Source organism: Paenibacillus sp. S150, from assembly GCF_019352175.1.
Classification (GTDB): Bacteria; Bacillota; Bacilli; order Paenibacillales; family Paenibacillaceae; genus Paenibacillus_AQ.
On the sequence record NZ_JACBYI010000011.1, the window covers coordinates 68467 to 81413 of the forward strand.

At 54.1% G+C, this 12947-nt stretch carries 10 protein-coding genes; 4 read left to right on the forward strand and 6 right to left on the reverse strand.

Going from position 1 to position 12947, the window contains the following annotated elements; translation table 11 throughout:
• Window positions 1–23 precede the first annotated feature (23 nt).
• The 3 genes from HYD27_RS12765 to HYD27_RS12775 all read right to left on the reverse strand — a co-directional run bounded on the left by HYD27_RS12765 (window position 24) and on the right by HYD27_RS12775 (window position 3253).
• The gene (locus HYD27_RS12765; protein ID WP_219215641.1) at window positions 24–1385 is read right to left on the reverse strand and encodes an ABC transporter substrate-binding protein; all 1362 of its coding nucleotides are present in this window, start codon (window positions 1383–1385) and stop codon (window positions 24–26) included.
• A gap of 133 nt (window positions 1386–1518) precedes the next feature.
• Window positions 1519–2355 carry a carbohydrate ABC transporter permease gene (locus HYD27_RS12770; RefSeq protein ID WP_219215642.1) on the reverse strand — a complete coding sequence of 279 codons (837 nt, stop codon included), beginning with the start codon at window positions 2353–2355 and terminating at the stop codon, window positions 1519–1521.
• Between the two features lie 43 nt (window positions 2356–2398).
• Window positions 2399–3253, reverse strand: a complete 855-nt coding sequence (locus tag HYD27_RS12775) for a carbohydrate ABC transporter permease (RefSeq protein ID WP_219215802.1) — start codon at window positions 3251–3253, stop codon at window positions 2399–2401.
• A gap of 349 nt (window positions 3254–3602) precedes the next feature.
• On the opposite strand from HYD27_RS12775, the gene HYD27_RS12780 reads away from it, so the two are divergent.
• From HYD27_RS12780 to HYD27_RS12795, 4 genes are all read left to right on the forward strand, one after another.
• Complete coding sequence (locus tag HYD27_RS12780) at window positions 3603–4367, forward strand: sugar isomerase domain-containing protein (protein WP_219215645.1); 765 nt, start codon at window positions 3603–3605, stop codon at window positions 4365–4367.
• Between the two features lie 990 nt (window positions 4368–5357).
• Window positions 5358–7178 carry a glycoside hydrolase family 20 zincin-like fold domain-containing protein gene (locus HYD27_RS12785; RefSeq protein ID WP_219215646.1) on the forward strand — a complete coding sequence of 607 codons (1821 nt, stop codon included), beginning with the start codon at window positions 5358–5360 and terminating at the stop codon, window positions 7176–7178.
• Entirely contained in the window at window positions 7171–7650 is a 480-nt protein-coding gene (locus HYD27_RS12790; RefSeq protein WP_219215648.1) for a GNAT family N-acetyltransferase, read from the forward strand. The genes HYD27_RS12785 and HYD27_RS12790 overlap by 8 nt, the downstream gene beginning before the upstream one ends.
• A gap of 555 nt (window positions 7651–8205) precedes the next feature.
• Window positions 8206–9186 (forward strand): zinc dependent phospholipase C family protein, encoded by a 981-nt coding sequence (locus tag HYD27_RS12795; protein WP_219215651.1) that lies wholly within the window; start codon window positions 8206–8208, stop codon window positions 9184–9186.
• Window positions 9187–9461: 275 nt separating this feature from the next.
• Here HYD27_RS12795 and HYD27_RS12800 read toward each other — a convergent pair whose 3' ends face one another.
• The 3 genes from HYD27_RS12800 to licT all read right to left on the reverse strand — a co-directional run bounded on the left by HYD27_RS12800 (window position 9462) and on the right by licT (window position 12927).
• Window positions 9462–10778 carry an MFS transporter gene (locus tag HYD27_RS12800; protein WP_219215653.1) on the reverse strand — a complete coding sequence of 439 codons (1317 nt, stop codon included), beginning with the start codon at window positions 10776–10778 and terminating at the stop codon, window positions 9462–9464.
• A gap of 1080 nt (window positions 10779–11858) precedes the next feature.
• Window positions 11859–12029 carry a hypothetical protein gene (locus HYD27_RS12805; protein ID WP_219215655.1) on the reverse strand — a complete coding sequence of 57 codons (171 nt, stop codon included), beginning with the start codon at window positions 12027–12029 and terminating at the stop codon, window positions 11859–11861.
• 61 nt (window positions 12030–12090) lie between these two features.
• Window positions 12091–12927: a BglG family transcription antiterminator LicT gene (gene licT / locus HYD27_RS12810; protein WP_219215657.1), complete on the reverse strand. Its 837-nt coding sequence runs from the start codon at window positions 12925–12927 to the stop codon at window positions 12091–12093.
• Window positions 12928–12947: the final 20 nt, after the last annotated feature.

Below are 12947 nucleotides of genomic sequence, written 5' to 3' on the forward strand. Positions count from 1 at the left end.
TACGTCTTTTTACAAAATATAAGTTACTTATTGGCATCGACGATTTTCTGCAGTTCAGCTTGCGCTTTGCTGATCGTTGTGTCCAAATCCTGCTGTTTCAGGATATACAGCTCGGTTTCCTTCAGGAAGGCTTCTTCCAGCTCGCCCTGATAGGTTGGCGGCACACTGAGCGGAGCCGGGATCGCATTTTTGATCACATAAGCCAGCGAGGCTTCATCAATTTTGTCAGGGCTCATGGCATTCTCTTTCACACCTGCGATGAACTGGTCCACATCCTGCTGCTTCCAGGCGGAGTACACATTCTGCATCTGCTCGCCCTCAGTGGAATACCAGCGGACGAAATCATAGGCTTCCTGCTGATGCTCCGATTTGCCCAAAATACCGATGTAGTTGCCGTTGGCGATGCTGACGCCTGCGGGATCTCCCGACGCGTTGGAGGGCATTGGGGCAAACGCCGTAGTGAAGGTAGCCGGGAATTCTTCCGAGCCTCCCGCTTCACCGATCATCCAGTTCCCGGTTACGATCATTGCCGCATGTCCGGTGAAGAATTCGGAGCGGTAGGCCAGCTTTTGGGAAATGGTATCGGCATAAGGTACGGCTACTCCGGACTCTTCCGCCTTGGAGCGCAGCTCCAGCGACTTGCGGATGCCTTCACTGTCAATGTTCACGGTGCCGTCAGTGACCAGATTGTTCTTCTCCTTCTGGTTGATGATCGCCAGCTCCCAGTACATGGCCCAGGTATGGAAATAAGTGCCGAAGGTCTTGGAGGCCCCGGAGCCGCTGGTCAGCTTCGCGGAATAGTCCAGGTAGTCATCCCAGGTCCAATCCGTTGGAACCGCGAGTCCCGCCGCATCCAGCTTGTCCTTGTTCAGCAGGACGAAATAATTCTCCAGTGTATCAGGCAGCGCGTAGATCTGGCCGTCGATGGAAGGATCAACCGTATATTCATCCGTAAGCGTAATGCCTTCCTTGGCAATCAGATCATTGAGCGGAGCCAGCAAGCCAAGGCCTGCACGCTGCGAGTAGTCCGTGGCGCCAGGCATGAACACCACATCCAGATTCTCGCCGGAAGCGACGAGCAGATCCAGCTTCTTCATCCCGGCAACGGAATCCCCATTGTCGGCCAGCTCCACATATTCCAGTGTAACGCCCGGGTGCGCGTCCTCGTAAGCCTGGAAGATCGGCTCCATATCCGCTGCCGGAGACCAGTTGGCCACTTTGATGGTTACGGGCTCCGCTGAAGGCGCGGCACTCTCTGACCCATCCGGCGCAGCGCTGCCGCTTGCGGCAGGAGAAGCATTATTGGCATTGTTCGAATTGCCGCAGCCCGCCAGGGCCACAAGGAGCACACAGATCCATACTAACGCGAATACGTTCTTCTTCATGAATAACACCCCTTTATTATGGTTAAGTATCTCCTGCCAGCCCAGCTGATCATACAGCTGTCTCACATTCGCGAAGTCCTGTCCACGCCTTGTCCCAACACCGGTTATGTCTCGCCCGGGTTCTTGCCTGCCTTCACCCCTTCACCCCCCCAAAGGAAATGCCTTCAATGACCTGCTTCTGTCCGAGAATAAATACTATCAGCAGCGGCAAGATCGCCGAGACGGAAGCTGCCATGATCAGAGAATAGAATGCGCCGTTGCGGTCGGCGAAGGCGTTCATGCCGAGCTGCAGCGTGTAGAGGGTTTTGCTGTTCAGGAAGACCAGCGGTGTCTGAAAATCATTCCAGGTCCAGATAAACCGGAGGATGGCATAGGTGGCAACCGCCGGACGCACCAAAGGCAGCAGAATGTAAGTGAAAATCCGGAGATGCCCCGCCCCGTCAATCTGCGCAGATTCCATATATTCATTGGACAGCGAAGCGAAAAACTGCCGGAGTAAAAAGGTGCCCAGCACGCTGAAGCCGCCCAGGAGAATCAGGCCGAGATGCGTGTCATACAGCCCTACGGTACGGAACATGATGAACAGCGGCACCAGCGTGGCTTCGGCGGGAATCATATAGGTGGCGAGCACCAGCACGAACAGTGCGTTCCGGCCGCGGAACCGGATTTTGGTGAAGCCGTAGGCGGCCATGCTGGAGACCAGCACCGACAACAGGGTCGTAAGAGCTGTGACCTTGAAGGAGTTCCAGTAATACAGCGTGAAGTTCGCTTTTCCGAACCAGACCGAATGATAATTGAACGCCGCCTTCCATGTATGCGGTATCCATTCAATCGGATATTTAAACACATCGGCCTCCGGCTTGAACGACGCGGACAGCATCCATATAAAAGGAAGCAAAAACACAATGCCAAGCAGGGCCATCAATAAAGTAACAGCTGCTTTTCCCCAATCCAGCTTGCCGGTTCTCATATCAGTTCCTCCTCTCGGGGGCGGCGGCCTGACCGCAGCGCGCTCAATAGTTGACCCACAGTCGCTGGCCCAGCCACTGCAGTCCGGTGATGGCAAGCACGATGACGAACAGCACCATAACCATGGATGAGGCATAGCCTGTCTGGAGATCGACAAAAGCGGTCTGGTACATGTCATACACCACCACAGAGGTCGAATTCGCCGGACCGCCGTCGGTCAGCACCTTGACAAGGGCAAACGATTTGAAATTGCCGATAATTCCGGTCACCAGCAGAAAAAAAGTGGTCGGCGTCAGCAGCGGAAAGGTGATGGAGCGGAACTGGGCCATTTTGGAAGCTCCGTCGATCGTCGCCGCCTCGTACAAATCCGCGGGGATATTCTTAATCCCGGCGATATAAATGATCAGCGACACCCCGAGGTCGATCCAGATCATCAGCATCATGACCGAAGGAAGCGCATACGAGGGATCGGCCAGCCATTTGGGCGGATGCTCGATTCCGAGCGCCATCAGGAAACCGTTCACCGGGCCGTAAGAAGGATGGAAGAGAACCTGCCATACGACTGCCACCGCAACTACGCTGGAGATTTGCGGCATGAAATAGATGACTTTGAAGGCGCCCGGGGCGTACACATGGTTGGAAATGATTACGCCGAGCACCAGCGCAATGGCCATTCCGATCGGCACCGCAAGCAGCATGACGAAATTATTGCCCAGCGACTTCAGAAACACATCATCCTGGAACAGCTGGCGGAAATTATCCAGGCCGCTGAAGCGGATCTTATCAAAACCGGTAACGAAGGACCATTTGGTGAAGCTGAGGGCGAAGGAGAAAATCATCGGGAGCAATGTAAACACCACCACTCCCAGCAGCATCGGGCCAACAAAGAAATAACCCATGCCTGTCTCTTTCCATTTACGTTTGTTGCTGCGGGCTGCCGGAACCTCACGGGACTTTGGCAAGGCCATTGACGTCTTCAAGGTGCTGTCCCCCTTCTTGCGTGATGTTATCTCTCATTATAGAAAAGCGGCGGATTTTACATAAGTCACGATCCTGACCCGTTCGGAAAAATTTTTACCTTATCTGAAAACGGTAAAAAACGGTCCGGGATTGCGCAAAATAGTTGATTTACAGCGGGAACGCGCTTTGTTATGTTCTAGGCACAAACATAGTCAATGCTTCCAAAGCGAGTTCTGTTAAGAATTATTCAGGAAGCATATGCTGACAAAACTTTGAGGAGGAATGTTAATGAACGCGAATTCGGATATTATGGCTGCTTATATGGATAGCATTGTGGGGCTGCTGGACGAAATCCGCAGTGAGCCGCGCGAGAAGCTGCAGGAGGTGGCGCAGCTGCTTGCCGATCACATTGCGGAGGACAAGCTGGTATATCTGTACGGTCCGGGCGGACATTCCAATATGAATGCCACCGAGGTGTTCTTCCGCGCCGGAGGCCTGATGCATATCAGCGCCATTCTGGATGAAGGCACGATGATCTCGAACGGAGCCCTGCGCTCCATGGCCGTTGAACGCACCCCCGGTTACGGCACCCTTGTTATTGAAGACAACCGTTTGGGGGAAGGCGACATTCTGATTCTGGCCAACGCTTATGGCATTAACACCGCCTGCATCGATGCCGCGGAGGAGGCAAAACGGCGGGGCGTCACCACGATTGCCGTAACCTCGGTGGGCCATGCGCAGGCCACCCCCAAAGACCATATTGCCCGCCACCCTTCGGGGCAGAATCTGTATGAGCTCTGCGACTATTGCCTGGACAGCAAAGTGAAGCCCGGGGATGCCGCAATTCACATTGACGGCATTGAACCGAAGATGGGCTCCACCTCGACATTCGCCAACGCTTTTCTGCTCAACTCACTGATGATGACCACAGCCGCCTATCTGGGGGAAAAAGGCCTTGAGGTGCCGGTCTGGCGCAGCGGCAACGCCCCCGGCGGGGATGAATGGAACAACCGTTTCATTGAACGCTTCAAGGGCCGCGTCCGCTGGCTGTAAGGCAATAAGGCCGGGCCGCCTGTGCAGCTGATGGCCCCCATAGGAAATGAGCATGGGGACGAAGCTATTTTCAGGCAGCAGTGCCTCTCTCCATCCGTACCCGGAGGCCCTGCTTGCAGAGGAGCCCGACAAGCAGAAACGGCTACGCCGTCCTTATAAGGGACGGGGTGTTTCAGCGAGAAATAGAAGGATAACTTAGTGGGCCAGCATATAAATGCTTATATTTGAACATAACCCCACAAAGCGGGGCTTTGGCTTCGAGATGACTCAGGTACTTTGCGGAGGCCCTAAAACATATAAATTTTTATCTTTGAACAAATAAGTAGCAGCTTAACAAGAATGATGCAGCGTTCCAGCCTAGAATACTTTCATCGCAGTCTTCGCGCTAATGAGAATTTGGCAACTCCTGCCGTGGAGCTGATCTGCGGAGAGCGAAGTGGAAAAAGTAAAACTAATCCGGGGCCATCTGACTCTCAAACCATCCGTAGTGGGAAAAAGTAGAACTAATCGGACCAAATGTACCAAAATCTGGTCACTAGGCTTAAATTAGGTATACAAAATCCCACTAAATCCTGCTGGTGGATGGATTTCAGCTAAATAGTTCTACTAATTCCACTTAGTTTTCAGGTCAGCATCAACTGCTTATCCGGTCAGCCGCTTACCTGGAAAGTCACAGAGCCGTTCAGTCTCTCTCTTCCGGCTGTCACTCATCCGACCACTCACTAGTTCCCGCGTTTCTCCGGCCTGGCTTATGTAAAATCGGCGTTCAGACGATTTCCAGGTCTTTCATATCGTTTTCAGTTGTTAGGTCGTTTTGGTTGGTTAGCTCGTTAAGCGTTTCTGTTGTTTGGTCGTTTTGGTCGGTTAGCTCGTTTTGGTCGTTTGGTCGTTTGGTCGTTTGGTGTACTTTCGTTCTATTCCTTTAAGCGGAAACGCTCCCGCCACCCGTTAAAAGAGGCGGAGCACGTATCATAAACCTAGGAGGCAGCTATGAATATTCATCTAATTCCCCAGCCGCAGGTGGTGCAGAGCCGGGGACAGGAATTGGTCAGCGGCATTTCCGGCTGGACGGTGCGGCTGGCATTGCCTGTCCCGGATGCCCGTATAACCCGGCTCGCCGAGGCGCTTTTTGCCGGAGTGCAGGAGACGGCGCAGCCCGGCAGCATCTGCGCTCTGGTCCTGGAAGGACTGCCCTTGAATCCCGTTATGGCCGCAAGGGTCGCCGGGAAGCATGACGGCTACGTGCTGGCCGTGGACCAGGGCCGGCTGGAGGTGTATGCCCACTCTGCTCCCGGGCTGTTCTATGGACTTAAGACGCTGGAGCAGCTGCTGTTAAGCGGCGGCGGCAGCGTGCCCGCATTGACTATCGCGGACTGGGCCGATTTGCGGCTGCGGAGCGATTATCTCGATCTGCGCACCGTCTACCCGACCTATGAGCACATGCTGGAGTACGTGGCAGAGCTGTCAAGCTATAAAATCAACACGCTGATTATCGAGTATGAAGACAAGCTGCCATTCCGGCAGCTTGCCTTCCTGCGGCATTCCGAGTTCGCGTTCACGGAAGAGGAACACCGCCTGCTGCTGCAGACGGCCCACGACAACTTCGTAACGGTCATTCCCAAGCAGCAATCCTTCGGCCACCTGGAATACATCCTGAAGCATCCGGCCTATATCGGCCTGCGCGAAACCCCGGAGACGGTATCCGAGCTCTGCCCGAACCGGGCCGGCTCCTATGAGATGATGGCCGGCATCCTGGAGGAGGTCGCCGCACTGCATCCGGAGAGCGAATATCTTCATCTCGGCTGCGATGAAGTCTGGAGCCTCGGCACCTGCGAGGACTGCCGCAGATCGGGCCTGACCCGCGAAGCCTCCTTCATCCGCTTCGTCAATCTTCTGGCTGCCAAGGCCGTAAGCCTGGGCAAGCGGCCGATGATCTGGCATGACATGCTGATGCATGCCGCACCGGAGGAGCTTGCCTTACTCGACAAACGCGTGATTGTTGTCGTGTGGCTCTACGGCGGACACCGGATGAAGGCCGACGCCCGGGCCATTCTCCACAAGCTGCGCGATGCGGGGATTGAGACGCTTGGCGCCTCCTCCGTGCGCTGCTGGGATGATAACGGCGACCAGAACTACCCGGTCATTCACAACCGGATCAGCAACATTCTGGGCTGGACCGGGCTGGCGCGCTCGGAGCAGCTGGAAGGCATCATCGGCACGAACTGGGCCTGCCCGTTCTCCCTTGGCAGCCCGTACGGGCTGTTCGAAACTTCGAGATACCCCGCTTTTTTCTCAGCTGATCAGAGCTGGAATTTTGCGGCGGATGAGGGAAGCTATCTGGAGCGTTTTCTGCTTCAGTACCACGGTCTTCCGGCAGCCGAGCTGCCGCCCGGAGTACTGGAGGGCTGGGAGGACTACACAGCGGCGGATTATTATCAGCTGGTTCCGCAGCTGCTCCCGGCACTGAAGCGGAACCGGCTTACCGCCGAGCTGATCGACGTGATGCTCCAGTATGAAATTCCTGCACAGCGCAGCTTCCCGCTGCAGACCTTCCTGTTCCGGGGAGTGCTCTCCCCGGACAGCGAGGAAGTGTTCACCTTCATGCGGGAGAAGCACAAAACCGGCTATGGCAAGCTGCTCGCTGCCAAGAGAAACATGGAAGCCGTGCTGGCACAGCTGCTGCCTCCGCGCATGGCCGGGCTGTTCCTGATGTCCCGGTTCTACCGCATGGAGCTGTTCGAGGACAATCTGCGGGGAATGATCAAGGATCTGTCCGTCATCAATCAGGAAGGTGGAGATACTCATGCCTGATATGCTTGTCAAGCTGTATGATTTGCCGGAGAAGCAGGGGCTGCTGGACAGCCTGCGCAGCCGGGGCATCGTCATTAAACGGGCCATGACCGGGGATAAGCAGGCCATCGTCGATTTTGTCGGCAGCCATTTCACGGCAAGCTGGCGCAGCGAATGTGAATGTGCTTTTGCCCGGCTGCCCGTCAATTGCTATATCGCCGTCAAGGACGGGACCGTCATTGGCTTCGCCTGCCATGATGTGGTCGTCCGCAACTTTTTTGGCCCCACCGGCGTGCTGGAGGAATACCGGGGACTTGGCGTCGGCAAGGCGCTGCTGCTTGAATGCCTCTGCGCCATGCGCCAAAATGGCTATGGCTATGCCGTGATCGGCTGGGTCGTGGACGCACTCTCCTTCTATGAGCGGAGTGTCGGGGCCATCGCCATTCCGGACTCCTTTCCCGGTGCCTACAGGGATATGATCGGGCTGGAGTAGCTTATTGCAGCGTCTGTTGCAGGGTCCCCCCAAGGCCCGGCAGTCGATGCGCCCGGTATAACATCCAGCAATAAACAGGCCGTACAATCCCGTAATTACGGGATTGTACGGCTTTTTTTGAAAGATAAAAATTTATATGGTTTGGGGTCCCCGCAAAGTACCTGAGTGATCTTCGAAGCCAAGGCCCCGCTACCCTGGAAATAACTTTACGGATTAGGATAAGCGCTCCCCATTTCCATCCTCTGTGGTGCCGCGCCAGCGGCATGGATGGCTTTGTGGGGTTATTTTGCGGACAAGCTTGCACCTGGCTCTAAATGGATTGAACAAATTGCCTGCGGATTCCCCCGGGCGGCGCTTGCTTTCAATGCTTCCATATTCTTACTTATTGAAATTAATCCGGGTGAAGAGTAATCTTAAGAATAAGCGGAACCGCAAAAAAGGCGGCTTTTCCTTCATGCTTCATCCGGAGAATTACAATCAGCTTGAGCATCATTCAATCTCTTTTAACACGAAGCCTGTATGCTGGAGGCAACTACAATCAGAGAGGTGAAGTGAATGCCGAATATATGGATGCATCTGGAATATGGACAGCAGCTTGCGGAGGAGTTCAGCGGAGATTTTCCATTTCTGGCGGAGATGAAGACCCGTCCTGAGCTGTTCCAGCTCGGCTGCCAGGGACCGGATTTCCTGCTGTACCACAGCTTTCTTCCCTGGAAAAAGGATACCCGGGCGCTCAGGCTGGGTGACCTCATGCACACGGAGAGCTGCGGGCCTGTACTGTTCGAATTTTGGCAGCGGGCCCTGGCCCTGCCCTCTGACGAGCTGAAGGAGGCGCAGCAATATTTCCTGGGCTTCCTTACCCACCATCTGCTGGACCGTAATCTTCATCCCTATATCAATTGGAAAGCGGGCTACAAGCACCGCAATCACCAGCGTTTTGAGATTGTTCTCGACACCTTGTTCATGAAGCGGCTGAAGCAGGTGGATACGTGGAGGCATGCGGTCTGGAAAAAAATCAATGTCGGCTCCCGCCTGCCCTTCCCGGTCCACCATATTCTTCACGAAACGGCGGCTGTCTGGTACCCGGAGACCAAACGCCTGCCGGCTGAAATCTGGCATGAGGCGTACCTTGACATGATTCTGGCGCATAAATGCTTATTTGATCCTAAGGGCTGGAAGAAATCGCTGCTCAGGGGCAAAGCCCGCCGCCTCTTCTCACAGCAGCTGTCCCCTGCGGAGGAACGGCTTGATTATTTGAATGAGCAGCACGGCGAATGGCGGCATTCGGCGCTATACTCCGAGGTGCGGACCGAAAGCGTCTGGGATCTATGGGAAGAGGCGCTTGCGGAGGGGCGGACAGTGCTGCGTGCCCTGGCTACATGGCTGAACAGCACGGTGCCGGCAGAAGCCGCCCGCGCACTGGAGCAATTCAAGCATGTGCTGGGTGACCGTTCCTACGATACAGGCAAAGAGTGCAGCAGCCAGCTGAAGAATCTGTATGCCGAGCCGATTTGGGATACGGGCATTATCTCCTAAAGCCCCAATTCATGCCCCCAATGAACGGCAGATCTTGCGCCGCAGATCCCTGCGTCTGCAAAACTTATCATTACGACACGTTCAATGTAAAAATCCGCATGTTTTGTCCGCTCGCCGGGCATTCTACAGCAGAGCGAAGAATACAAGGACAGGCGCGGCCTTAAGCAGTCTGTATATTTGACAAAAGCTAAGTTTCAGCAAAACAGCGGCAGTCCAGGACATTATTTCCGTCCCAGGCTGCCGCTGTTCTATTGTTGAAGAGCATCCATGAGCAGCTAGACCTCTGCCGCCGCATTTGCTTGAAACTCTGGCGGGACGGGCGGTTCCCCATCCTGCAGCGCGTCCTTCTTCCCCTTCTCCACATCAAGCTTCAGCACGACCGCAATGCCAAGCCCGAAGAACAGCAGCAGAGAGAGGATGCCAAGCCGCGGATTTCCGGTGAGCTGCCCGACCAGGCCGAATACAAACGGGCCGAAGATGGAAGAGAACTTGCTGGTTATGTTCACAAAGCCAAAAAACTCCCCGGTGCGCTTCAGCGGCATCAGATCGCTGAGCAGGGAACGGGAAATCGATTGGCTTCCCCCTTGCACCAGACCCACCATAATCGCCAGGATATAAAAATGCAGGGCATGGGTCATGCCGAAGCCCAGAATTACGATCAGCAGATAGATGCACAGCGAGACCAGCAGCATCCGTTTGGCCCCGAGGCGTTCCGCAGCTTTGCCGAGCAGAATGGTGCTTGGAAAGCCCACAAACTGCGTAATCAGCAGCGCCAGAATCAGATCGCTTGCGCCGATCCCCATCGTCGTCCCATAAATCGTCGCCATCAATATAATCGTGTTGATCCCATCGTTGTAGAACCAGAAGGCTGCAATCAGCCGGACCAGCTGGGGATAGCGCTTGATATCACGGTAAGTTCCCCCGATTCTCCGGGCGGCTGCCCGGACATACCCGCTTACGCTTAAGCTCCCGGTCTGACGGGGAAGATTGGGCACACGGCGGATAACCGGAATGGAGAATATCAGCCACCACAGCCCTACCGTTACAAACGACAGCCTTGTTCCCGTCAGCGTGTCCTTCATACCGAACAGCTGCGGCTGCTGGATCATCAGCAGGTTGACCGCCAGCAGCACGCCGCCTCCCGCATAACCGAGGGCATAGCCTTTGGCGGAGACATCATCTCTTGTACCGGAAGGGACCAGGTCAGGCAGCATCGAGTCATAAAAGGTCAGGCTCCCGGCAAAGCCAAGGGTAGACAGCACCAGCAGCGTGGAAGCGAGCAGCCAGTCCCCCTCTCCGACCAGCGCAAAGCCCATGGTTGAAACAATGCCGAGCAGGGCAAACACGGTCAGAAAGCTGGTTTTACGGCCGGACAGGTCGGAAATGGAGCCGAGCAGCGGCGACACCACCGCGACCAGCGCCATCCCGATGGCGTGTGTATAAGCAAGATAGGAAGCCGCCGTATTCTCGCTGAGCCCGCTCGCCGCCACCGAGCTGTAAAAAACCGGCAGCACTGCGGCCAATACAGTGGTCGCATAAGCTGAATTTGCCCAATCATACATGAGCCATGCCCGTACCGCAGATTTATTCATGCTAATCATTTCCCTCTCATCTAACCGAATTTACAAGTACGCAGCCTCGTTCACTTGGATAGATTATAGACGGGAAACGTCACAGAGGTATTCTGTCAATGTTTGCGGAGTATTAATTCTTCCGGACATAGCTAAGTGGAATTAGTAACACTAATTTCTCAGAAAATTGTTTAGCAGCAGCTCCTACATAGATTGAACTTGTAATTTTTCTATTTAGGATTGGTCGTGACTCCGGAGAATGCTTGGACTTCCCGCCGCTGCCCGTCTGCAGATTTCTTGATGTATACACTGTTCGCGGTGGAAATCCGCAGACAAAGGCAGACGCTCCGCTCCTGCAGTCTCCAAATTCCCTTCCGCACCTTTTTCGCCAGCCGTAATTAGTGGTAAAAAGGACCCCTAAGGTAGCGCATTCGGAGCCTGGATCATCCCTAGTGGGAAAAAGTACAACTAATTCGGCTGAAATCAGGTGTATGGGGGGAGATGGCCTCCAATAAGTGTATAAAATCCCACTAAAGCCTGTTAAATCCAGAATTCCAGCCCATTAGTGTTACTTTTTCCACTTCGCTTCGTTCCCTATGAACCTCCTTGCGTCCATCAGCTAGTTCAGGTTCTCCGGTTCAATTCATATAGTGCGATTTTCTACACCTATTTCAAGCTGTTTCAGCATACAACGGCCGTATCTAGTGAAATAGTTTTACTTTTTCCACTTAGGTTCATTTCAGCGGCGATTGTTCAGCTTGCTCCGGCACTGATGCATTACAGGCAGTCCTGTTCCAATCCAATCAGCCGTCAGCTAAAGGGCACAGAACGGCGCAGCGCATAAAGCCTGCTATCCTTATATAACAAGCAGAAACGGCTGCGCGGTCCTTGTAAAGGACGGGTGTTTCAGCGAGAAATAGAAGGATCATTTAGTGTGCCAAGCATATAAAGTCTGCCCTGTAATAACGCGGCCGCAGCGATATTTTCATTCCTCAGTGGTGCCGCATAGCGGCATGGGTGTCTTATATTTTTACAAAAGCGCCCGGTTTCCCGGGCGCCCTGTAATGCATCACAATTTTGTTCAATTCATAAATTCCGCCTTTACAGCGGCTCCTTCGGCGGGGCCTCCGGCGGTACCCTCGGCGGTATCTCCGGCTGCTTCCGGGGGATAACCTCCGGCGGAATATCGGATGGCTTCGGCTCCGGTATCCGCTCCGGGTTCACTTCAGGAACAGCCTTGGGGGGAACCTCGGGCGGCAAATCCTTGTTCATGGCTTCGCACCTCCTTCATTCCTGATACCAATGAATACCCGGGGCGGGGGTTTTCAAATCTTTAGCCCCGGTTGATCACACGGTTGATATGGATCGTAAGATAGATCAGCTCGCTGTTGGAAATCTCGCGCTCGAAGGTCTTCTGAATGTAGTTCTTAATCCGGCCCGCGCATTCAAACTCTTTCTTGTAGCTGGTTCTGACCTGATCGAACAGGAAGCCATCATCCGCCTCGGTATCTATTTTCTCAATCAGGCGCTGCGAGAAGTACTGCAAATGCGTCACAAAACGGGAATAATTCAGCGATTCATGGTCCAGGGTCACGCCGAAGTGATAGGATACGATGTTCAGCACATCTTTAATCACAGTCGTGATAAAGGTGCTTTTGGACAGATCATCGGTGTACTGCTGCGCATTTACAATATGGAAGGCGATATTTCCGGCTTCCTCCTCCGGGAACACAATGCTCAGCTCATCGAACATCACGCCGAGTCCGTATAATCCCACCTTGAACTCCTGCGGATAAAATTTCTTCACTTCCCAGAACAGCCGGTTCTGCACCGTGATGTTATCCTTGTGGCGCTGCACCGCGAAATAAATATGGTCGGTCAGAGCCACATAGATATGCTCGTTCAATTTGGCTTTAATATTTTGCTTGGCGTAGTCAATGATTTTGCGCGAGATTTCGAAGTACACCTCCGGGACATCGCGGGAGAGCCGGATGACATCATTGGAGATTTTCTCATCTTCAAGCACATATACGCGCTCGAACTCGTCCCTGCTGAGCACATAGCCCATCTCGTAATTGCACCCGATGCCCTTACCCATAATGACGACCTCTTGATCCTGATCATTCTTCGCCACCACGACGCTGTTATTCAATTTTTTTATGATCCGCATTTGCCTTCACCCTTTTCGCC

Excerpts from the sequence above, each read along its gene's own strand:
- HYD27_RS12785 (WP_219215646.1), top strand. The coding sequence starts at position 5,358 with ATGAATATTCATCTAATTCCCCAGCCGCAGGTGGTGCAGAGCCGGGGA.
- HYD27_RS12770 (WP_219215642.1), bottom strand. The coding sequence starts at position 2,355 with ATGAGAACCGGCAAGCTGGATTGGGGAAAAGCAGCTGTTACTTTATTG.
- HYD27_RS12800 (WP_219215653.1), bottom strand. The coding sequence starts at position 10,778 with ATGAATAAATCTGCGGTACGGGCATGGCTCATGTATGATTGGGCAAAT.
- HYD27_RS12795 (WP_219215651.1), top strand. The coding sequence starts at position 8,206 with ATGCCGAATATATGGATGCATCTGGAATATGGACAGCAGCTTGCGGAG.
- HYD27_RS12765 (WP_219215641.1), bottom strand. The coding sequence starts at position 1,385 with ATGAAGAAGAACGTATTCGCGTTAGTATGGATCTGTGTGCTCCTTGTG.
- HYD27_RS12780 (WP_219215645.1), top strand. The coding sequence starts at position 3,603 with ATGAACGCGAATTCGGATATTATGGCTGCTTATATGGATAGCATTGTG.
- HYD27_RS12790 (WP_219215648.1), top strand. The coding sequence starts at position 7,171 with ATGCCTGATATGCTTGTCAAGCTGTATGATTTGCCGGAGAAGCAGGGG.
- HYD27_RS12805 (WP_219215655.1), bottom strand. The coding sequence starts at position 12,029 with ATGAACAAGGATTTGCCGCCCGAGGTTCCCCCCAAGGCTGTTCCTGAA.
- HYD27_RS12775 (WP_219215802.1), bottom strand. The coding sequence starts at position 3,253 with ATGGGTTATTTCTTTGTTGGCCCGATGCTGCTGGGAGTGGTGGTGTTT.
- licT (WP_219215657.1), bottom strand. The coding sequence starts at position 12,927 with ATGCGGATCATAAAAAAATTGAATAACAGCGTCGTGGTGGCGAAGAAT.